Source organism: Bordetella pertussis 18323, assembly GCF_000306945.1.
Classification (GTDB): domain Bacteria; phylum Pseudomonadota; class Gammaproteobacteria; order Burkholderiales; family Burkholderiaceae_B; genus Bordetella; species Bordetella pertussis.
On the sequence record NC_018518.1, the window covers coordinates 202,025 to 222,648 of the forward strand.

Sequence of the window (20,624 nt, forward strand, 5' to 3'; positions counted from 1 at the left end):
CGGCGGGGCCGGATATTGGTGCCTGTCCCCGCGGGGACAGGCACTCAGGGCAACTCCGTGGGTGCCGGTCCCCATGCAGGGACAGACACCCGGAATTCCGTGGGTGCCAGTCCCCAGGCGGGGACAGGCACCCAAAGGATCAGAAGGCCGGGACGACCGCGCCCTTGTACTTCTCGATGATGAACTTGCGCACCGCTTCCGAATGCAGGGCGTTGACCAGCTTCTTCACCGCCGGGGCGTCCTTGTTGTCGGGACGGGCGGCCACCAGGTTGGCGTAGGGCGAGTCGGCACCTTCGATGAACAGGGCGTCGCGCGTGGGCACCAGGCCCGCTTCCAGCGCGTAGTTGGTGTTGATCAGCGCGAGGTCCAGGTCATCGAACGAACGCGGCAGCATGGCGGCTTCCAGTTCGCGGAACTTCAGCTTCTTGGGGTTCTCGGCGATGTCGATCGGGGTGGCGACGATGTTGGACGGGTCCTTCAGCTTGAGCAGCCCCTGCTTCTGCAGCAGCAGCAAGGCGCGCCCGCTGTTGGAGGGATCGTTCGGGATGGCGATGGTGGCGCCGTCCTTGAGCTCAGCCAAACTCTTGATTTTCTTCGAATAACCGCCAAAGGGCTCGACATGGACCAGGCCCACCGACACGAGGTTGGTCTTGCGGTCCTTGTTGAAGGTGTCCAGGTACGGCTGGTGCTGGAAGAAATTGGCGTCGAGCTGCTTGTCGGCCAGCTGCAGGTTGGGCTGGACGTAGTCGGTGAACACCTTGATGTCCAGCTCCACGCCTTCCTTGGCCAGGGCCGGCTTGACGACCTCGAGGATCTCGGCGTGCGGCACCTGGGTGGCGCCAACGACCAGTTTTTCCGCCTGGGCGGCGCCGCCGGCCAGCAGGAAGGCCGACGCCAGCAGGGCCGACCGGACAAAGTTCATACGCATATGTAGCCTCTTGATGGGTGGTTCGCGGGCCTCGGCCCCGGCCGGATGCCGGCCTGGCGCGCGGAAAATGGCGCCGCCGTTGCAAAAACGCCCCCAAATGTACCTGAATGAAGCCTATTTGTCGGGCATATGGACATGGGTTGGCCGCATAAGGCCGCAGCGAATACTACAATCGGCCGTAGGCTTGGCGCTGCCCTTCGTGGCCCGGCGCCTGGCTGTCCTTTCATCCTACTTTTATATTCAGTCCGTATATTTGTTGCCATGACCGACACCCCCGACCCTGCCGCCGTCCTGTCTCCCGCTGTCAAAGCGGCCGTGCTGTCCGAAGCCCTGCCGTATATCCGACGATTCCACGGCAAGACCATCGTGGTGAAGTACGGCGGCAACGCGATGACGGAAGAACGGTTGCAGCGCAGCTTCGCCCACGACGTGGTGCTGCTCAAGCTGGTCGGCCTGAACCCGGTGGTGGTGCACGGCGGCGGTCCGCAGATCGACGACGCGCTGCGCCGCATCGGCAAGCAGGGCACCTTCGTGCAAGGCATGCGGGTGACCGACGCCGAAACCATGGAAGTGGTCGAATGGGTGCTGGGCGGACAGGTCCAGCAGGACATCGTCATGATGATCAACGAGGTCGGCGGCAAGGCCGTCGGCCTGACCGGCAAGGATGGCATGCTCATCCAGGCCACCAAGAAGCTGATGGTCAACAAGGACGACCCCAGCCAGCCGCTGGACATCGGGCTCGTCGGCGACATCACGCGCGTCGAGCCGGCGGTGGTCAAGGCGCTGCAGGATGACCAGTTCATCCCGGTGATCTCCCCGATCGGCTACGGCGAGGACGGCACCGCGTACAACATCAACGCCGACGTGGTCGCCGGCAAGATGGCCGAGGTGCTGGGCGCCGAGAAGCTGCTGATGATGACCAACACGCCGGGCGTGCTGGACAAGGGCGGCAAGCTGCTGCGCAGCCTGTCGGCCCAGACCATCGATGAACTGTTCGCCGACGGCACGATCTCGGGCGGCATGCTGCCCAAGATCTCGTCGTCGCTGGACGCGGCCAAGAATGGCGTGAATTCGGTGCACATCGTCGACGGCCGCGTGCCGCACTGCCTGCTGCTGGAAATCCTCACCGACCAGGGCGTGGGCACGATGATCAGCTCGCATTGATGCAGGCGCGCCGGTATCTGCTGCGGCCGGCGGCGCGCCTGCGCCGCTCGCGCCGCATCGCCACGGCCGCGCCCGAGCGCCTCTGGCTGTTCGACCTCGACAACACGCTGCACGACACCTCGCACGCCATCTTCCCGCTCATCGACCGCGGCATGACCGAGGCGGTGGCCGAGACGCTGGCCGTGGACGAAGCCACCGCCAACCGGCTGCGCGCCGAGTACTGGCGGCGCTATGGCGCCACCGTCATCGGCCTGGTGCGCCATCACGGCGTGGACGCCGACGCGTTCCTGCATCGCAGCCACAACTTCGAGGTCGCGCCGCTGGTGCGCGCCGAGACCGCCCTGGCCGACAAGCTGCGCCGGCTGCCGGGCCGCAAGGTGCTGCTGACCAACGCGCCGCTGCACTATGCCCGTGCGGTGCTGCGCCACCTGGGGCTGCTGCGGCAATTCGACAGCATATGGGCCATCGAACAGATGTGCATGCATGGCCAGTTCCGGCCCAAGCCATCGGATGCCTTGCTGCGCTACGTGCTGGCGCGCGAGGGCGTGCCGGCGGCGCGCGCCGTGCTGATCGAAGACACGCTGGACAACCTGCGCAGCGCGCGGCGCGTCGGCCTGCGCACCGTGCACGTATTCCATCCGGGCACCCCGTTCGCCCGCGGCCATCGCCAACGCCCTGGCTATGTGGACTTGCGGGTAAACTCGGTCAGTGATTTGCTGTTGCGTCGTCGCCCGCTGCGCGGCTGACGACGGGTTCCCTACTCCACCTCCTGTCAGCCTGCCCCTAGGCCCTTCCATGGCGAGCAAACCCGGCGAGAGAAAGACCCAGATCCTGCATACGCTTGCGGAGATGCTCGAACAACCGCACGCCGCACGCATCACCACCTCGGCCCTGGCCGCGCGCATGCAGGTTTCCGAGGCCGCCCTGTACCGCCATTTCGCCAGCAAGGCGCAGATGTTCGAAGGGCTGATCGAGTTCATCGAAACCAGCATCTTCACGGTGGTCAACCAGATCGCCGTCTCCGAGCCCTATGGCATGGGCCAGGCGCGCAAGACCGTCGCCATGCTGCTGGCGTTCGCCGAACGCAATCGCGGCATCACCCGCGTACTGACCGGCGACGCGCTGGTGACCGAGGACAACCGGCTGCAGGAGCGCATCAACCACATCAACGACCGCATCGAGGCCTCGCTCAAGCAGTGCCTGCGGGTGGCGGTGTCCGACGGCGCGCTGCCGGCCGACGCCAATATCGCGGCCCATGCCAGCCTGCTGACGCACCTGGTGCTGGGCCGCTGGCTGCGCTATGCGCAAAGCGGCTGGCGCGTCGCCCCCACAACCCACCTGGAGGAGCATCTGCGGCTGGCGCTGGGCTGAGTCGCGGCTTACACGGCGTTCGGCGCAATCGCGCGATGACGCCGGCCATGGCCCGAGGCGTACTGGCTTGCCGCGGGCAGAGGGCGGCCAGCATAATGCCAACGCCCCTTCGCCACAAGCGCAATAAAACGTTGCCTTGATGCACATCAATACGGGTTTTCCGCAGTTCTGTCACGATTGTTGCGTAAATCTGACCTCAACCGGAGAAGCAAATGACTGCGCCAGCCGCTGTCCCTGCCCCGCAATCCCCCCCGAAAGTCAAGATACCGATAGGTCTGATCGCCGGCATCATCGCCATGGTGGTGGTGCTGCTGCTGCCGCTGCCGGCCGAGCTGCCGCCGGCCGGCCACCGCATGCTTGCCATCCTGGCCTTCGCGGTGGTGGTGTGGATCACGGAGGCCGTCTCGTACGAAGCCAGCGCCATCATGATCACCACCCTGATGGCCTTCCTGCTGGGCACCGCGCCCAACGTCAAGAACCCCGACGTGCTCTATGGCACCTCGGCCGCCATCAGCATGGCGCTGACCGGGTTCTCCAACTCGGCGCTGGCGCTGGTCACCGGCGCCCTGTTCATCGCCGCCGCCATGACCTTCACCGGGCTGGACAAGCGCATCGCCCTGGTGACGCTGGCCCGGGTGGGCACCAGCACGCGGCGCATCCTGCTCGGCGCCATCGCGGTCACCATCGTGCTCAGCCTGGTCGTGCCCAGCGCCACCGCGCGCAGCGCCGCCGTCGTGCCCATCATGCTGGGCGTGATCGCCGCCTTCGGCGTGGACAAGCGCTCCAACATCGCCGCCGGCATCATGATCATCGTGGCCCAGGCCACCAGCATCTGGAACGTCGGCATCCAGACCGCCGCCGCGCAGAACCTGCTGACCGTCGGCTTCATGGACAAGATGCTGGGCGAACGCGTGGCGTGGTCCGACTGGCTGATCGCCGGCGTGCCCTGGTCGCTGCTGATGTCCGCGGTGCTGGTCTTCGTGGTGCTCAGGCTGCTGCCGCCCGAAAGCGATGCCATCGCCGGCGGCAAGGAGGCCGTCGAAGCCTCGCTGCGCGAACTCGGCCCCATGACCTCGGCGCAAAAACGCCTGATGCTGGTCTCGATCATGCTGCTGCTGTTCTGGTCCACCGAGGGCAAGCTGCACAAGTTCGACACGACCTCCACCACCTACTTCGGCCTGGTGCTGCTGATGCTGCCGCGCTTTGGCGTCATGACCTGGAAAGACGTGCAGACGCGCATTCCGTGGGGCGCGGTGATCGTGTTCGGCGTGGGCATCAGCCTGGGCACGGCCCTGCTGACCACCCAGGCCGGCCAATGGCTGGGCGCCCAGGTCGTGGCGCATACCGGCCTGGACCATCTCGGCCCGCTTGGCATCTTCGCCATCCTGTCGGCCTTCCTGATCCTCATCCACCTCGGCTTTGCCAGCGCCACCGCGCTGACCTCGGCGATGCTGCCCATCCTCATCGCGGTGCTGCAGACGCTGCCGGGCGATTTCAACCGCCTGGGCATGACCATGCTGCTCGGTTTCGTGGTGAGCTACGGTTTCATCCTGCCGATCAACGCGCCGCAGAACATGGTGGCCCTGGGCACCGAAACCTTCACCGCCAAGCAGTTCGCCAAGGTCGGCATCGTGCTGACCATCGTGGGCTACCTGCTCATGCTGCTGATGAGCGTCACGTACTGGCGCTGGCTGGGCTGGATGTAAGGAGCGCGCCATGAAACTCTCGATTGCCCAAGCCATCGCGTTCGGCCAGCGCCTGCTGGCCGCCCAGGGGGTGCCGGACGACATCGCCCGCGACGTCGCCGAGCACCTGGTCGAGTCGGACCGGGTCGGCTACACCAGCCACGGCCTGTCCATCCTGCCCAATTACCGCCGCGTGCTGGCCGAAGGCTTCGTCAAGGCCGACGGCCGCGCCAAGCTGCTCAACGACCGCGGCGCCATGCTGGCCTTCGACGGCGACAACGGCTTCGGCCAGCACGTCGGCAAAGCGGTCATGCAGCAGGCCATCGAGCGGGCCCGCCAGTACGGCCAGTGCATCGTCACGTTGCGCCGCACGCACCACCTGGGGCGCATGGGCTACTACGGCGAAATGGCCGCCGAGGCCGGACTGATCCTGCTGGCGTTCACCAACGTCGTGAACCGCCCGCCCACGGTGGCGCCCTACGGCGGCGCGCAGGCCTGCCTGACCACCAACCCCCTGTGCTTCGCCGGTCCGCTGCCGGGCGGCTGCCCGCCCTTCCTGGTCGACATGGCCACCAGCTCGATCGCGGTCAACAAGGCGCGCGTGCTGGCGGCCAGGGGCGAGCCGGCCCCCGACGGCGCGCTGATCGATGCGCAGGGCAACCCGACCAACGACCCGAACGCGCTGTTCGCCGACCCGCCCGGCGCGCTGCTGCCGTTCGGCGGCCACAAGGGCTACGCCATGGGCCTGGTCGCCGAGCTGCTGGCGGGCGTGCTGTCGGGCGGCGGCACCATCCAGCCGGAACATCCCCGCAATGGCGTGGCGACCAACAACATGTTCGCCATCCTGCTGGACCCGCAAGTGGATTTCAACGCCGATTGGCGCACCCAGGAAGTCGGCGCCTTCATCGACTACCTGCATGCGTGTCCGCCGCAACCCGGCGTGGACCGCGTGCAGTATCCGGGCGAATACGAGGCGATGAACCGCGCGCGCCATTGCCGAGGCCATCGAGTTCGAAGGCGCCATCTGGGACAGCCTGGCCAAGCTGGCGCAGGACCTGGGCGCGGCCGACGCCCTGCCGCGCGCCTGAAGCCGCCCCTTCCCTGGCCGCCGGCTCAGGCCGGCGCGGGGCGGCGGCGGCTGATGCTCATGAGGATGCCGCAGGCAATGCCCATGGTCAGCAAGGCGGTGCCGCCATAGCTCATGAAAGGCAGCGGCACCCCCACCACCGGCAGGATGCCGGTCACCATGCCGACGTTCACGAACACATAGATGAACATCATCATCGTGATGGCGCCGGCCAGCAGGCGGCCGAACTGCGACGAGGCCCGCGAGGCGATCGCCAGGCCGCGCGCCATGAACAGGCCGTACAGCACCAGCAGCGCCACCCCGCCATACAGGCCGAACTCCTCGGCGTACACGGCGAAGATGAAATCGGTGGTGCGCTCGGGGATGAAGTCCAGGTGTGTCTGCGTGCCCTGCATGTAGCCCTTGCCGTACAGGCCGCCCGACCCCACCGCGATCATGGACTGGATCGTATGGAAGCCCTTGCCCAGCGGATCCGAACTGGGATTGAGCAGGGTGCAGACGCGGTGCTTCTGGTAGTCGTGCAGCACCACCCAGTCGACCTCCGGCTCGCACAGCTGGTCTTCGTAGTAGATCAGCGTGCCGATGGCGATGATGCCGGCCAGCAGGCAGGGCACCAGCAGCTTGAACGACAGGCCCGCGAAGTAGATGACGAAGAATCCCGCGCCGAACACCAGCAGCGCGGTGCCCAGGTCGGGCTGCAGCACGATCAGGACGAAAGGCGCGGCCAGCATCGCGGCGGCCACGAAGAAGTCGCGGATCCGCACTGCCCCGTCGTGGCGCTGGAAGTACCAGGCCAGCATCATGGGCACGGCGATCTTCATCATCTCGGACGGCTGGATGCGCGTGACGCCCAGGTTGAGCCAGCGCGTCGCGCCCTTGCTGGTCTCGCCGAAGAACTCCACTCCCAGCAGCAGGATCACGCCCAGCACATAGAAGGGCAACGCCAGCTTCATCAGCGTATTGGGCGGCACCAGCGCCATCGCCCACATGGCCGCGAAGGCGATCAGGAAATTGCGCGACTGTTCGGCGAAGCGCCAATCGGTGCTGCCTACCGCCGAATGCATGACGGTCAGCCCCAACAGGGTGAACAGGATCAGGATCAGCAGCAGCGGCCAGTCGAAAGCGGTGAACACGCGCAGCAGGATCAGGCCCAGGCGTTTCATTGGCGGCGCTCCTGCATGGGGCCATCGGTGGCGCCCAGTTCCAGGGCGGCGGCCTCGGGCTCGGCGGCGACCGGCTTGGCGCCGGCCCGCACCACCGACGGCGCGTCGGCCCGGCCGAGCCAATTATCGAACAGGGTGCGCGCGATGGGCGCCGCGGCGCTGGCCCCCCAGCCGGCGTTCTCCACGATCAGGGCCACGGCGATGCGCGGCTGCTCGACCGGCGCGAACCCCATGAACAAGGCGTGGTCCCGCAGGCGCTCGTCGATGGCGCTGGCGCGATACTGGCCGCCGCGCAGGCTGAACACCTGCGCGGTGCCGGTCTTGCCGGCGGCCTGGTAGGGCGCGCCGGCGAAGGCGCGCCGCGCCGTGCCGGCGCGCACCACGTCCGCCATGGCGCGCTTGATCACGTCGACGTTCTCCTGCTTGAGCGGGATGCGGTAGTCGGGCGCGATCTCGGTCGGGTTGACCGAGCCCGAGCGCGAGTCGCGAATCGCGTGCACCAGGTGCGGACGCCGATACAGGCCGCTGTTGGCCAGGGTCGAGGTGGCCTGCGCCAATTGCAGCAGCGTGAACGAGTTGTAGCCCTGCCCGACCGCCACGGAAATCGTTTCGCCGGCATACCAGCGCTGGCGATCGCGATCCTTGTAGGCCTTGCGCTTCCATTCGGTGGACGGCAGCACCCCGGCCTTCTCGCCTTCCAGGTCGATGCCGGTGATCTGTCCGAAACCGAACTGCTTGGAAAAATCGTGCAGCGCGTTCACGCCGATCTCGGGGCCGAGCGAATAGAAATAGGTATCGGACGACACCACGATGGCGCGGTGCATGTCCGTCATGCCATAGGCGGCGCCGCCGGCGTTACGGAATTTCTGGCCGCCGAACTCGAAATAGCCCGGATCGGGCATGCGGTCGGTGGCGCGCCGCTTGCCCAGCTCCAGCGCGGCCAGGGCCACGAACGGCTTGTAGGTCGAGCCGATGGGATAGGTGCCGTACAGCGGCCGGTTGATCAGCGGATGGTCGGGCGACTCGTTCAGGCGGCGCCAATTCTCGACGTCGATCCCGTCGACGAACAGGTTGGGATCGAACGAGGGCTGCGAAACGAACGCCAGGACTTCGCCGGTATCGGGATCGAGCGCAACCAGCGCGCCGCGCCGCCCCTCGAAGGCCTGTTCCGCCAGCTTCTGCAGCTCCAGGTCGATCGACAGCATGATGTCCGAGCCCGGCACCGGGTCGATGCGGCGCAAGGTGCGCATGGGGCGTCCGCCGGCCGTGACCTCGACCTCTTCCAGGCCGGTGCGGCCATGCAGGGCGGCCTCCCAGGTTTTCTCGATGCCCTTCTTGCCGATGACGTCGGTGCCGCGGTAGTTGCCCAGCTGGCCGGCCTTGTCCAGTTCTTCGATGTCGTTCTCGGCGATCCGGCCGATGAAGCCGACCACGTGCGCCGCGGCCTCGCCCTGCGGATATTCGCGCACCCAGCGCGCACGCAGCTCGACGCCCGGGAATTCGAACGAATGCGCCGAGAACCAGGCGGCCTCGGTGTCGTTGAGGTTGTTGCGCAGCTGCAGGCTGGCATAGCGGCTGGATTCGCCCACCCGGCGCTTGAAGCGGCGTTGGTCGGACGGGCTGATGTACACGACCCGCGCCAGGCGATCGAACAGCTGGTCCAGGTTGCCGGCCTGGGCCGGCACGACCTCCAGGGTATAGGTGCGATAGTTGCGCGCCAGGACTTCGCCGTTGCGGTCCAGGATCTCGCCTCGCCGCGGCGGGATGGGCACGACGGCGATACGGTTCCTGTCCGCCCGCTCGGAGAAGCCCTCGTAGCGGTCGACCTGCAGGTACCAGAACCGGCCCGCCAGCACGCCGAAGCAGGCCAGCGCGAACAGGCCGCCCACCCAGGCGCGCAGGCGAAAGCGCTGCTTCTGCTGCTGGCCGGTTTTCTTGAATTCGAACATGCGCCCGCCCGGATCAGACGGCGGAAGATTCGACGTCGTCGTAGCGTCGCTGCGGCATGTGCAGCACCCAGCCGGCCAGCGGCCAGATGGCGACGGTCAGGCCGACGCTCACGGCCCATTGCCAGCCCGGCCACTTGCCCGCCAGCCAGGCCAGGATGATCTGCGTGACCAGTTGGGCCAGGAAGAACACGGGCAGCATGTGCATGGCCTGGCTCCAGAGGTCGAAGCGCTGCAGGCGGCGATGCAGCGCGATCGCCCCGTAGGCCGTCAAGGTGTAGGACAGCGCATGGCCGCCCAGCAGGCCGGCGTCGTGGACGTCGAGCAGCAGCCCGAACACGAAGGCCGTCAGCAGGCCGACGCGGCGCGGTTCGTGCACGCACCAGAATGCGATGACCAGCACCAGCACGTCGGGCGAGCCCGGCCATTGCCGCCAGGGCAGCAGCGACAGCAGCCAGACCAGCAGCACCGTGCCCCACACGAAGACGCCATGCGCGGGGCGCGCCAGGCGTTCGGGCTCGACGTTGCTGGGCGTGCCCAGCTTGCGTCGAGCCGGGACGGAAACCTTAGTCCGCTCCATCGACATCGGCCTCCTGGCGGTTGGATTCGGCCTGGTCCACATCGACCTGCAGGACCAGGAAATGGCGGTAGCGCTCGGGATGCGCCAACGGCTCGCCCAGGGCGCGCGCGAAACCCGAAGCGGTGTCGCGTTCGACCGAGGCGACCTTGGCCACCGGCAGCCCGGCCGGGAACAGGCCGCCCACGCCGCTGGTGACTATGGTATCGCCAACCTTGATGTCGGCGTTGGCCGCCAGGTAGCGCACCTCGATCACGCCGGGGATATTGGCGCCGAAGGCGATCAGCCGCAGGCCGTTGCGCAGCACCTGCACCGGGATGGACACGCGCTCGTCGGTAACCAGGGCGGCTTCGGCGGTCATGGGGGTGACGCGCACGATCTGGCCGACCACGCCGCCCTCGTCGATGACCGGCATGCCGGGCGCCAGGCCCGATTTGGCGCCCTTGTTGAAAACCAGGCGCTGGTGAAAGGCGTTGGGCGGCTCGTACAGCACTTCGACCACCACCGCAGACTGCGCCACCGTGTCGGTCACGCCCAGCAGGCGCCGCAGCTGGGCATTCTCGGCGGCCAGCTGCGCCGCGTGCGTGGCCACCTGGGCCAGCTCGATGCGCTGGCGCTGCAAGGCTTCGTTCTCGCTGCGGATGAGGCTGGCGGCGTTGATCCATTCGTCGACCTGCTGCACCAGGTCGCGCGGCGCCATGACGGCGCGCTGGAAGGGATACAGCGCCACCGAAACGGCGCGCCGCACCGGTTCGAGCACGCGCAGCTGGGAATCCACGATCAACAGGGCCAGCGCCAGGATGACCAGCACGGCCAGCCGCACCTCGGCCGGCGGGCCGCGCCGAAACAGCGGAGGGGTCGCTTGTCGTTGCATGGATAATCAGCCCGGGCCTGCCTGCCCGCAGCTGCTTCGCGGGCCGCGCCGGCCTGCTGCGTGCAGGCCGCCGGGCCGCGAGACAGGCTCAGTCGTTGATGAAGATGGCACCGAGTTTCTCAAGATGCTCAAGCGCTTCGCCGCAGCCGCGCACCACGCAGGTCAAGGGATCGTCTGCCACCACCACCGGCAGGCCGGTTTCTTCCTGCAGCAAGCGATCCAGGTCGCGCAGCAGCGCGCCGCCGCCGGTCAGGGCAATGCCCTTGTCGGTGATGTCGGCGCCCAGCTCGGGCGGCGTCTGTTCGAGCGCGATCTTGACGGCCGAGACGATCTGGTTGAGCGGATCGGTAAGCGATTCGAGGATCTCGTTGGACGAGACCGTGAAGCTGCGCGGCACGCCTTCGGCCAGGTTGCGGCCCTTGACCTCGATTTCGCGCACTTCGGAGCCGGGGAACGCCGAGCCGATTTCCTTCTTGATGAGTTCGGCGGTGGGCTCGCCGATCAGCATGCCGTAGTTGCGGCGGATGTAGTTGACGATGGCCTCGTCGAACTTGTCGCCGCCGACGCGGACCGAGCCCTTGTACACCATGCCGCCCAGCGAGATGACGGCCACTTCGGTGGTGCCCCCGCCGATGTCGACCACCATGGAGCCGCTGGCGTCCGAAACGGCCAGGCCGGCGCCGATGGCCGCGGCCATCGGCTCTTCGATCAGGTAGACGTGGGAGGCGCCGGCGCCCAGCGCCGACTCGCGGATGGCGCGCCGCTCGACCTGGGTCGAGCCGCACGGCACGCAGACGATGATGCGCGGGCTGGGGGCCAGCATATTGCGCGGGTGCACCATGCGGATGAATTGCTTGAGCATCTGCTCGGTGACGGTGAAGTCGGCGATCACGCCATCCTTCATGGGGCGGATGGCTTCGATATTGCCGGGAACGCGGCCCAACATCTGCTTGGCCTCGTGGCCGACGGCCTGGATGATTTTCTTGCCATTGGGCCCGCCTTCGTGGCGGATGGCGACGACCGAGGGTTCATCCAGCACGATGCCCTTGCCGCGGACGTAGATCAGCGTATTGGCGGTACCGAGGTCGATCGCCATATCGCTGGAAAAGTAACTGCGCAGGAATCCGAACATGGGAGCTCAGCTAGATTCAGGAGTGGGGAGGCATGCTGCGGGAACGCCGACGCCGCCTCGACTGACAGGAGGCTGGCCCGACCGCAACGATTAAACCGTGAATCATAACTTATAATTTCCCCGGAAATAGCGCATAAATGCGGCCTATTCAAGCTTTGTAACGCCTTCGGCCTGTGCATACTGCCAGGTTCCCTTCCTCCGCTACGCCCTCGATTTTTTTCCGGTATTCCATGGCGCTCAACGAACAAGACGTGGCCCGCATCGCCCGGCTGGCCCGCATCGAACTGACCCCCGACCAGCGTGGCCGGGCCCAGGCCGAACTCAACGGCATCCTGCACCTCATCGAGCGCTTGCAGGCCGTCGATACGCAGGGCGTCGAACCGCTCGCGCATCCCCTGTCGGCCCACGAGGACATCACCCTGCGCCTGCGCGAGGACGCCGTCAGCGAGCAGGCCACCGAGGCGCGCCGCGCCGAACTGCTGGCCAACGCCCCCGAATCGGCCGACGGCCTGTTCCTGGTCCCGAAAGTAATCGAATAGTCATGACCCAATCCGCCCTGCATACCGAATTCGGCGGCATTGCCGCCTTGCGCGACGCCCTGGCCCGACGCCAGGTCAGCGCGGTCGAGCTGGCGCAAAGCGGCCTGGACGCCGCCCAGGCCGCCAGCGGCCTGAACGCCTTCCTGCACATCGACCCCGATCTCACGCTGGCGCAGGCCCGCGCCGCCGACGCCGCCCTGGCCGCCGGCACGGCCGGCCCGCTGGCGGGCATCCCCATCGCCCACAAGGACGCCTTCGTCACCCGTGGCTGGCGCACCACCGCAGGCAGCAAGATGCTGGCCGGCTATGCCAGCCCGTTCGACGCCACCGTGGTCGAGCGCCTGGCCGAGGCCGGCGCGGTATCGCTGGGCAAGCTGAACTGCGATGAGTTCGCCATGGGCTCGGGCAACGAGAACTCGGCCTACGGCCCGGTGCGCAACCCCTGGGACACCCAGGCGGTGCCCGGCGGCTCGTCGGGCGGCTCGGCCGCCGCGGTGGCCGCCCGCCTGGTGGCCGCGGCCACCGGCACCGACACCGGCGGCTCGGTGCGCCAGCCCGCCGCCCTGTGCGGCGTCAGCGGCATCAAGCCCACCTACGGCACGGTGTCGCGCTACGGCATAATCGCCTTCGGCTCCAGCCTGGACCAGGCCGGCCCGCTGGCGCCCAGCAGCCGCGACCTGCTCGAACTGCTGGACGTCATGACCGGCTTCGACCCGCGCGACGCCACCAGCCTGCAGGCCTGCGACGGCCAGGCCAACGAAAGCGGCCGGGTGCGCCGTGGCCACGACGCCGCCCAGGCCGGCTACGATGCGGCCGGCAGCCAGCCGCTCAAGGGCCTGCGCATCGGCGTGCCGCAGGAATACTTCGGCGCGGGCCTGGCCCCCGACGTGGCCGCCGCGGTCGAAGCCGCCCTGGCGCAGTTCGAACAGCTGGGCGCGGTGCGCGTGCCGGTGTCGCTGCCGCGCACCGAACTGGCCATCCCCGCCTATTACGTCATCGCGCCCGCCGAGGCCTCGAGCAACCTGGCGCGCTACGACGGCGTGCGCTACGGCCACCGCGCCGCCCAGTACGGCGATCTCAACGAGATGATCAGCCGCTCGCGCGCCGAAGGCTTCGGCGACGAGGTCAAGCGCCGCATCCTGATCGGCACCTACGTCCTGTCGCACGGCTACTACGACGCCTACTACCTGCAGGCGCAGCGCCTGCGCCGCCTGATCGCCCAGGACTTCCAGCGCGCCTTCGCCGGCCAGTGCGATGTCATCATGGGGCCGGTGTCGCCCACCGTCGCCAAGAACATCGGCGACAACCGCGACGACCCGACCGCCGACTGGCTGGCCGACGTCTACACGCTGGGCGTCAGCCTGGCCGGCCTGCCGGCCATGTCCGTGCCCTGCGGCTTCGGCGGCCAGGACGGCCGCCGCCCCGTGGGGCTGCAGATCATCGGCAATTACTTCGACGAAGGCCGCTTGCTGGCCTTGGCCGACCGCTATCAACAAGTCACCGACTGGCACCAGCGCGCGCCGGTTTCGCAGGACGCCTGACCATGAACTGGGAAATCGTCATCGGCCTGGAAACGCACACCCAGCTTTCCACCGACTCCAAGATCTTTTCGGGTAGCAGCACGCGCTTTGGCGCCGCCCCCAACACGCAGGCCAACGCGGTCGACCTGGCGCTGCCCGGCAGCCTGCCGGTCATGAACCGCGGCGCCGCCGAACGCGCCATCCTGTTCGGCCTGGCCGTGGGCGGCAAGGTCGCGCCGCGCTCGGTGTTCGCCCGCAAGAACTACTTCTACCCCGACCTGCCCAAGGGCTACCAGATCAGCCAGTACGAGCTGCCGGTGGTCGAAGGCGGCACGCTCTCGTTCTTCGTCGGCGAGGAAGAAAAAACCGTCAACCTGACGCGCGCCCACCTGGAAGAAGACGCCGGCAAGTCGCTGCACGACGAATTCAGCCTGGCCAGCGGCGCGCCGGCCAGCGGGATCGACCTCAACCGTGCCGGCACCCCCTTGCTGGAAATCGTCACCGAGCCCGAAATGCGCTCGGCCGCCGAGGCCGTGGCCTATGCGCGCGCCCTGCACAGCCTGGTGGTCTGGCTGGGCATCTGCGACGGCAACATGCAGGAAGGCTCGTTCCGCTGCGACGCCAACGTCTCGGTACGCCCGGTGGGCCAGAAGGAATTCGGCACCCGCACCGAAATCAAGAACGTCAACTCGTTCCGCTTCCTGGAACGCGCCATCCTGTTCGAGGCGCGCCGCCAGATCGAACTGATCGAGGATGGCGGCACCGTGGTGCAGGAAACCCGCCTGTACGACGCCGACCGCGACGAAACCCGCAGCATGCGCAGCAAGGAAGACGCGCACGACTACCGCTACTTCCCGGACCCCGACCTGCCGCCGCTGGTCATCGGCCAGGACTGGATCGACGCGGTGCGCGCCGGCATGCCCGAACTGCCGGCCGCCCAGCGCGCCCGCTTCGAGGCCGACTATGGCCTGCCCGCCTACGATGCCGCGCAACTGACCGTCAGCCGCGCCATGGCCGACTACTTCGAGGCGGTGGCGCGCGCCCTGCCGGCCGGCCAGGCCAAACTGGCCGCCAACTGGATCATGGGCGAAGTCGCGGCCACCCTGAACCGCGAAGAGAAGGACATCGACGCCGCGCCCGTATCGGCAGCCGCCCTGGCGGCCCTGATCAACCGCATCATCGACGGCACGATTTCCAACAAGATCGCCCGCGACGTGTTCGCCGCCATGTGGGCGGGCGAAAACGGCGGCGACGCGGACGCCATCATCGAGGCGCGCGGCCTCAAGCAGATCAGCGACAGCGGCGCCATCGGCGCCATGATCGACGAAGTCCTGGCGGCCAACCCCGCCATCGTCGAGGAATACCGGGCCGGCAAGCAGAAAGCCTTCAACTCGCTGGTCGGCCAGATCATGAAGGCCGCCAAGGGCAAGGCCAACCCCCAGCAGGTCAACGAGCTGCTGAAGGAAAAACTGGGCTGACCCCTCGGGAGCCAGTCCCCGTGGGGACGAGCTCCTGGAGTCTGCGTGTGCCGCCAGCGGGAGCCTGTCCCCGCGGGGACTGGCTCCCACCGGTGCGGATCATGGGCCTGCCCCTATACCCCGTACTTGCTCCGGTACGCCTGCACCGCCGCGCGGTGCTCGGCGAACTGGGCGTCGTCCTGCAGCAGGGTCATGATGTCGGCCAGGGAGGCGATGCTGACCACCGGGATGCCGTAGGTGCGCGCCACATCCTGCACGGCGGAATGCGGCGACAGGGCGTCGTCGGGACCGGCGCGTTCCATGCGATCCAGGGCGATCAGCACCGCGGCGGGCTCGGCGCCGGCGGCGCGGATGATCTCGACCGATTCGCGCACCGAGGTGCCGGCGGTGATGACGTCGTCGATGATGACGACCTTGCCCGTCAGCGGCGCGCCCACCAGGGTGCCGCCTTCGCCGTGGTCCTTGGCTTCCTTGCGGTTGAAGGCGAACGGCACGTCGCGCCCGGCCATGGCGCCATGCCCGGCCAGCGCCACCGACGTGGCGGTGGCCAGCGGGATGCCCTTGTAGGCCGGGCCGAACAGCATATCGAACGCCACGCCGGAATCGATCAGCGCCTGCGCGTAGAAGCCGGCCAGCGTGCCGACCGAACGGCCCGAATTGAACAGGCCGGCGTTGAAGAAATAGGGACTGATACGGCCGGACTTGACCTTGAAGCTGCCGAAACGCAGCACGCCCTCGTCGAGGGCAAAACGGACAAAATCAGCGGCGGTAGAGGCGGAGGCGGACATACGTGCGATGGGCGAAATGGCAAACCCCGCCATTATCCGCGAATCGGCCTGGCGGCGCAGCGGCGGCGCGCCTCGGTTAAAGTTTCATTCTTGCGCCGGCCCGCAAGGGGCCGCGATGACCGATTCAGGAGCCAGCCTTGCTGCGTATCACCTCGCTCAACCTCAACGGTATCCGTTCCGCCTTCCGCAAGGGCCTGCAGCCCTGGATGACCGCCCACAACGCCGATGTGCTGTGCCTGCAGGAGATCAAGGTCTCGCATGACGACCTGACCGACGAGCTGCGCCACCCGCCCGGCTATACGGGTCACTTCCACCACGCCGAGAAAAAGGGCTACAGCGGCGTGGGCATGTACCTGCGCGCCGGCGCCGAACGCGTGGTGGCCGGCTTCGATTGCGAGGAGTTCGACGCGGAAGGCCGCATCCTGCGCGCCGACTGGAAGGATCTGTCAGTCATCAGCGCCTACCTGCCCTCGGGTTCGAGCGGCGACGAGCGCCAGCAGACCAAGTACCGCTTCCTGGACCAGTTCGGCCCGTGGCTGGACGGCCTGATGGCCGAGCACAGGAAGACCGGGCGCGAATTCGTCATCTGCGGCGACTGGAACATCGCCCACAAGGAGATCGACCTGAAGAACTGGAAGGGCAACCAGAAGAACTCGGGCTTCCTGCCCGAGGAGCGCGCCTGGCTGACCGAGGTGTTCGACCGGCGCGGCTTCGTCGACGTCTTCCGCAAGCTGGACGAGCGCGCCGACCAGTACACCTGGTGGAGCAATCGCGGCCAGGCCTGGGCCAAGAACGTAGGGTGGCGCATCGACTACCAGATCGCCACCCCGGGCATCGCCGAACGCGCACGCGCCACTTCCATCTACAAGGACGAGCGGTTTTCCGACCATGCGCCGCTGACGGTGGACTACGACATCGCCCTGTAACACGCTTGTGATGCGTAAAGGCCTCAAAAATAACGGGGACACATAAAGGCGAAAATTTCTTCGCCGACCCGGGCGAGGCCCGCCACGAACATGGTGCAACGCCGTAAATTGTGATTGCGCCCCACGGGAAGACGCGCCAAATAAATGGGGACATAGCTGTAGAGCCCCATTTCATGCGCTTCTCGGAAAATATTCGCCTGCCATGGCCGGCAGGCGAATCACCGCTCGCATCAATACGTCCCCAATAATAATCCCTTCCGGCAAGCCGCGCCAGCACTGGTTTTGCGGCCGATTCCGGCTTTTCGTCCGACGAATTTTGGCCCACAATTGCGCACCAAAAGTGTGCAACCGCGCACCACTTCTCTACGCTTTTGCACCGCAACACAACGCGCTGCACCATCGCATTGCCAGGAGGCAGTATCTTGAAATTGCAGAGTCTGGACGACTTCCTGCGCCGGGTTGCCGCGCGCGATCCGCAACAAGCCGAATTCATGCAGGCAGTCCAAGAGGTCATGCTGAGCCTCTGGCCCTTCATCGAGAAGCACCCGCATTACGCCGAGCACGCCCTGCTGGAACGCCTGGTCGAGCCCGAACGCGTGATCCAGTTCCGTGTCTGCTGGACCGATGACCAGGGCCAGGCCCAGGTCAACCGCGCCTTCCGCATCCAGCACAGCTCGGCCATCGGCCCCTTCAAGGGCGGCATGCGCTTCCACCCGACGGTCAATCTGTCGGTGCTGAAGTTCCTGGCTTTCGAACAAACCCTGAAGAACGCGCTGACCACCCTGCCCATGGGCGGCGGCAAGGGCGGCTCCGACTTCGACCCCAAGGGCAAGTCGGACGCCGAGGTGATGCGTTTCTGCCAGGCGCTGATGCTGGAACTGCACCGCCACCTGGGCCCGGACACCGACGTGCCCGCCGGCGATATCGGCGTGGGCGCGCGCGAGGTCGGCTTCATGGCCGGCATGATGAAAAAGCTGTCGAACTCGGCGGCCAGCGTATTCACCGGCAAGGGCCTGTGCTTCGGCGGCAGCCTGATCCGCCCCGAAGCCACCGGCTACGGCACGGTCTATTTCGCGCAGGAAATGCTGCAACGCGCCGGCCTGTCTTTCGACGGCATGCGCGTGTCGGTGTCGGGCTCGGGCAACGTGGCCCAGTACGCGATCGAGAAAGCCATGGCGCTGGGCGCCAAGGTCGTCACGATCTCGGACTCGTGCGGCACGGTCATCGACGAAGCCGGCTTCACGCACGAGAAGCTGCTGGCCCTGATGCACATCAAGAACGACCTGCGCGGCCGCCTGGACACGTACGCCAGCCAGTTCGGCCTGCGCTACGAGGCCGGCGTGCGCCCCTGGCACGTGCCGGTGGATGTCGCCCTGCCGTGCGCCACCCAGAACGAGCTGGACGAAAACGACGCCCGCACGCTGATCCGCAACGGCGTGAAATGCGTGGCCGAAGGCGCCAACATGCCCGCCACCCTGGACGCCGCCAAGGCTTTCATCGCGGCCGAAGTGCTGTACGCGCCGGGCAAGGCCAGCAACGCCGGCGGCGTGGCGGTGTCGGGCCTGGAAATGAGCCAGAACTCGGCCCGCCTGCCCTGGACGCGTGAACAGGTGGACGCGCGGCTGCATGCCATCATGCGCGATATCCACGAAAACTGCGTGCGCCACGGCCACGGCGCCGGCAACTACGTCAACTATGTGGATGGCGCCAACATCGCCGGCTTCGTCAAGGTCGCCGACGCCATGCGCCAGCAAGGCCTGTACTGATGCAGGACCGCGCCGCCGCGCCCTGGCGCGGCGGCGTCAATGCCAGTCGCCGCGGTAGACGAACTTCGGCATCTGCCAGTTGAACCGCAACGCCAGCAGGCGAAACGCCAGCCCGACGGCCAGCGCGACGGGCACCGACACGCTGGCGGACACGCCCTGGCCGTACATGGCCAGGTACAGGCCGCCGGTCACTGCCGAAACGCTGGCGTAGAGTTCGCTGCGAAACAGCAGCGGAATGTCGTTGCACAGCACGTCGCGCAATACGCCGCCGGCGCACCCGGTGATCATGCCGCTGACCAGCACGATGGTCAGCGGCATTTCCATTTGTTGGGCCACCTGGCAGCCGATGATGGTGAACGCCACCAGGCCGATGGCGTCCAGCAGCAGGAACAGGCTGCGCAGGCGCCGCAGTGCGCGCGCCCCCAGCGCCGTCAGCAGCGCGGCGCCGGCCGTCATCCACAGGTATTCGGGATGGGCCACCCAGCTCAGCGGATAATGGCCCAGCAGCACGTCGCGCAGCGACCCGCCGCCCAATGCCGTGACACAGGCGATCACGCACACGCCGACCCAATCCATGTCGCGCCGCCCGGCGGCCAGCGCCGCCGTCATGGCCTCGGCCACGATGGCCACCAGGTAGAGCGTGTACAACAGCAGGACGGACGGATCTGGCGGCATGGCGGCGCGGACGAAAAGATGGACAACGCTGGCATTGTATTGACAACGCCGCCGGCCCGGCTGGGCCGTACCGCCCGCTTGACCGCGATCAAGACGCCTGGCCCGCCTTCGCGGGACAATGGATGCTCCATCCTGCCGGCACGCCCCGTGCGGGAACCAGGCCGCGACCACTACCAGGAGACGCCGCATGCAAGCCCAGACCGCCCCCATTCTGCTTGCCACCGACCTGAGCGCGCGCAGCGACCGCGCGCTGGACCGGGCCCTGATGCTCGCCGCGCAGGCGCAGACCAGCCTGGTGGCGCTGCACATCATGGAACCCACCAATGCGCCGCTGACCACGCCGGTGTGGCGCCGGCTGAGCGCCGACCACAAGCAGCTGGCCGAACGCCGGCTGGCCGAGGACCTGGCCGACGCCCCCGTTCCCACCTCGGCGGTGGTGCGCAGCGGCGAAACCGTGCCGCTGATCCGCGAGACGGCCGACCACTTCGGCTGCTCGCTGATCGTGACCGGCATCGCACGCGAATCCACCCTCAGCCGCCTGCTGCTGGGCACCACGGTCGAGCGCCTGGCGCGCCAGGCCAGCCAGCCCGTGCTGGTGGTCAAGGCGCGGCCGCGCAAACCGTACCGCGACGTGGTCGTGGCCACCGACTTCTCCGAGGGCTCGCGCCAGGCCCTGGTGGCCGCCCTGCGGGTGGCCGGCGACGCCCCGCTGACCCTGTTCCACGCCTATGACGTCCCGTTCGGCAAGGACGCGCCCGAAGACGCGGTGGTGCGCAGTTTCTACAACGACGCGGCCCAGAAGGCGCGCGCCTTCCTGGACGGCACGCCGGAGCTGGCCGGACGCCCCGCGCCCGAGCTGGTGCTGGAAAGCGGCCAGCCCGAGACGCTGCTGTCGGAGTACGTATTCAACCGCCGCTGCGACCTGGTGGTGACCGGCACCCACGGCCTAACTGTGAAGATTCAATAGGTTGTATGCATGGTTCATCCGAACCGGATTTGAGAAAC

Annotated in this window: 18 protein-coding genes and 1 pseudogene; 11 read left to right on the forward strand and 8 right to left on the reverse strand. The window is 67.5% G+C overall.

The window, feature by feature from the left end:
• Positions 1–139 precede the first annotated feature (139 nt).
• Positions 140–928, reverse strand: coding sequence for a MetQ/NlpA family ABC transporter substrate-binding protein (locus BN118_RS00990; protein ID WP_010929779.1), 789 nt, complete (start codon positions 926–928; stop codon positions 140–142).
• Between the two features lie 261 nt (positions 929–1,189).
• Here BN118_RS00990 and argB point away from each other — a divergent pair, with 261 nt between their 5' ends.
• The 5 genes and pseudogenes from argB (at position 1,190) to BN118_RS01015 (ending at position 6,236) form a co-directional block, all read left to right on the forward strand.
• On the forward strand, positions 1,190–2,092 hold the full coding sequence (argB, locus tag BN118_RS00995) for an acetylglutamate kinase (protein ID WP_010929778.1): 903 nt from the start codon (positions 1,190–1,192) through the stop codon (positions 2,090–2,092).
• Positions 2,092–2,838 carry a pyrimidine 5'-nucleotidase gene (locus BN118_RS01000; RefSeq protein WP_010929777.1) on the forward strand — a complete coding sequence of 249 codons (747 nt, stop codon included), beginning with the start codon at positions 2,092–2,094 and terminating at the stop codon, positions 2,836–2,838. Before argB ends, BN118_RS01000 begins: the two co-directional genes overlap by 1 nt.
• A gap of 49 nt (positions 2,839–2,887) precedes the next feature.
• A complete protein-coding gene (slmA, locus tag BN118_RS01005; protein ID WP_010927138.1) occupies positions 2,888–3,463 on the forward strand; it encodes a nucleoid occlusion factor SlmA in 576 nt (191 codons plus the stop codon).
• Positions 3,464–3,675: 212 nt separating this feature from the next.
• Positions 3,676–5,169: a DASS family sodium-coupled anion symporter gene (locus BN118_RS01010; RefSeq protein WP_014905418.1), complete on the forward strand. Its 1,494-nt coding sequence runs from the start codon at positions 3,676–3,678 to the stop codon at positions 5,167–5,169.
• A 10-nt stretch (positions 5,170–5,179) separates the two neighbouring features.
• Positions 5,180–6,236: pseudogene (locus BN118_RS01015) on the forward strand (Ldh family oxidoreductase).
• A gap of 25 nt (positions 6,237–6,261) precedes the next feature.
• Here BN118_RS01015 and rodA read toward each other — a convergent pair.
• The 5 genes from rodA to BN118_RS01040 form a co-directional block, all read right to left on the reverse strand.
• Positions 6,262–7,398 (reverse strand): rod shape-determining protein RodA, encoded by a 1,137-nt coding sequence (gene rodA, locus BN118_RS01020; RefSeq protein ID WP_003815198.1) that lies wholly within the window; start codon positions 7,396–7,398, stop codon positions 6,262–6,264.
• Positions 7,395–9,347: a penicillin-binding protein 2 gene (gene mrdA / locus BN118_RS01025; protein WP_003815201.1), complete on the reverse strand. Its 1,953-nt coding sequence runs from the start codon at positions 9,345–9,347 to the stop codon at positions 7,395–7,397. Before mrdA ends, rodA begins: the two co-directional genes overlap by 4 nt.
• 13 nt (positions 9,348–9,360) lie before the next feature.
• Positions 9,361–9,924, reverse strand: coding sequence for a rod shape-determining protein MreD (gene mreD, locus BN118_RS01030; protein ID WP_003815202.1), 564 nt, complete (start codon positions 9,922–9,924; stop codon positions 9,361–9,363).
• Positions 9,911–10,795 carry a rod shape-determining protein MreC gene (gene mreC / locus BN118_RS01035; protein WP_010929773.1) on the reverse strand — a complete coding sequence of 295 codons (885 nt, stop codon included), beginning with the start codon at positions 10,793–10,795 and terminating at the stop codon, positions 9,911–9,913. Before mreC ends, mreD begins: the two co-directional genes overlap by 14 nt.
• Positions 10,796–10,883: 88 nt before the next feature.
• Positions 10,884–11,927: a rod shape-determining protein gene (locus BN118_RS01040; protein ID WP_003815204.1), complete on the reverse strand. Its 1,044-nt coding sequence runs from the start codon at positions 11,925–11,927 to the stop codon at positions 10,884–10,886.
• Between the two features lie 230 nt (positions 11,928–12,157).
• Here BN118_RS01040 and gatC point away from each other — a divergent pair, with 230 nt between their 5' ends.
• Genes gatC through gatB form a run of 3 tightly spaced genes read left to right on the forward strand, consistent with a single transcriptional unit; the run spans position 12,158 to position 15,464 of the window.
• Positions 12,158–12,466, forward strand: coding sequence for an Asp-tRNA(Asn)/Glu-tRNA(Gln) amidotransferase subunit GatC (gene gatC / locus BN118_RS01045; protein WP_010929772.1), 309 nt, complete (start codon positions 12,158–12,160; stop codon positions 12,464–12,466).
• 2 nt (positions 12,467–12,468) lie between these two features.
• The gene (gene gatA, locus BN118_RS01050) at positions 12,469–14,007 is read left to right on the forward strand and encodes an Asp-tRNA(Asn)/Glu-tRNA(Gln) amidotransferase subunit GatA (RefSeq protein ID WP_010929771.1); all 1,539 of its coding nucleotides are present in this window, start codon (positions 12,469–12,471) and stop codon (positions 14,005–14,007) included.
• Between the two features lie 2 nt (positions 14,008–14,009).
• Positions 14,010–15,464, forward strand: coding sequence for an Asp-tRNA(Asn)/Glu-tRNA(Gln) amidotransferase subunit GatB (gatB, locus tag BN118_RS01055; RefSeq protein ID WP_010929770.1), 1,455 nt, complete (start codon positions 14,010–14,012; stop codon positions 15,462–15,464).
• Positions 15,465–15,577: 113 nt separating this feature from the next.
• Here gatB and pyrE read toward each other — a convergent pair whose 3' ends face one another.
• Entirely contained in the window at positions 15,578–16,252 is a 675-nt protein-coding gene (pyrE, locus tag BN118_RS01060) for an orotate phosphoribosyltransferase (RefSeq protein WP_010929769.1), read from the reverse strand.
• A gap of 137 nt (positions 16,253–16,389) precedes the next feature.
• On the opposite strand from pyrE, the gene BN118_RS01065 reads away from it, so the two are divergent.
• A complete protein-coding gene (locus BN118_RS01065) occupies positions 16,390–17,178 on the forward strand; it encodes an exodeoxyribonuclease III (protein ID WP_010929768.1) in 789 nt (262 codons plus the stop codon).
• Between the two features lie 422 nt (positions 17,179–17,600).
• On the forward strand, positions 17,601–18,944 hold the full coding sequence (gene gdhA / locus BN118_RS01070; RefSeq protein ID WP_014905419.1) for an NADP-specific glutamate dehydrogenase: 1,344 nt from the start codon (positions 17,601–17,603) through the stop codon (positions 18,942–18,944).
• A 36-nt stretch (positions 18,945–18,980) separates the two neighbouring features.
• Here the strand turns inward: gdhA and BN118_RS01075 are convergent, their stop codons facing one another.
• Positions 18,981–19,619 (reverse strand): trimeric intracellular cation channel family protein, encoded by a 639-nt coding sequence (locus tag BN118_RS01075; protein ID WP_010929766.1) that lies wholly within the window; start codon positions 19,617–19,619, stop codon positions 18,981–18,983.
• A gap of 187 nt (positions 19,620–19,806) precedes the next feature.
• Between BN118_RS01075 and BN118_RS01080 the strand changes: the two genes are divergently transcribed.
• The gene (locus BN118_RS01080; protein WP_023852670.1) at positions 19,807–20,586 is read left to right on the forward strand and encodes a universal stress protein; all 780 of its coding nucleotides are present in this window, start codon (positions 19,807–19,809) and stop codon (positions 20,584–20,586) included.
• The last annotated feature ends 38 nt before the right edge of the window (positions 20,587–20,624 follow it).